A 699-nucleotide genomic window follows, 5' to 3' on the forward strand; every position below is an offset into this window, starting at 1 on the left:
CTCGATGACCACATCGCCGACGTTGTCGACGACATAGCTGTCGTTGCCGGCGCCGCCTTCCATGATGTCCGCGCCGGCGCCGCCGTTGAGGGTGTTGTCGTCGCTGTTGCCGATCAGGGTGTTGTTCAGGGCGTTGCCGTAGACGGTGAAGACACCCGCCCCGGTCAATGCGACATTCTCGATGTTCTGCAGGCTGCTGCGGTTCAGGTCGACGGTGCTGCCGAAGGTGGCGTTTGCGTTGTACTCGATGACCAGCATATCGGTGCCTTCGTTGGCCAGCTCTTGAACCAGGTCCAGCTCGCGTTCGCGGTCGATGCCGTAGGCGTCGTTGCCCTTGCCGCCGATCAGGGTGTCCACGCCCGCGCCGCCGACCAACTGGTTGTCGCCGTCGTTGCCGATGATGACGTTGTCCTGGTCGTTGCCGATGCCGTAGATGTTGCCGGTGCCGGTCAGGGTGAGGTTCTCGACGTTGGCGCTGAGGGTGTAGTTCACGGAGGCGCGGACGGTGTCGACTTCGCCGTACAGGCGGCTGGTCTCGATGACCACGTCGCCGACGTTGTCGACGATGTAGGTGTCGTCGCCCAGGCCGCCGATCATGACGTCGGCGCCGGCGCCGCCGTCCAGCACGTTGTTGCCGTCGGTGCCCCTGAGGGTGTTGTTCAGCGAGTTGCCGGTGGCGTTGAGGGCGCTGCCGACCAG

Annotated in this window: 1 protein-coding gene; it reads right to left on the reverse strand. The window is 64.8% G+C overall.

Annotation, left to right across the window (positions count from 1 at the left end; all coding sequences use genetic code 11):
- A partial coding sequence (locus CAG33_RS28035) for a calcium-binding protein (protein ID WP_139833060.1) occupies positions 1-699 on the reverse strand: 699 nt, incomplete at both ends.

The sequence above is a fragment of the Pseudomonas sp. B3(2017) genome (assembly GCF_002113595.1).
GTDB classification, from domain to species: domain Bacteria; phylum Pseudomonadota; class Gammaproteobacteria; order Pseudomonadales; family Pseudomonadaceae; genus Aquipseudomonas; species Aquipseudomonas ekonensis.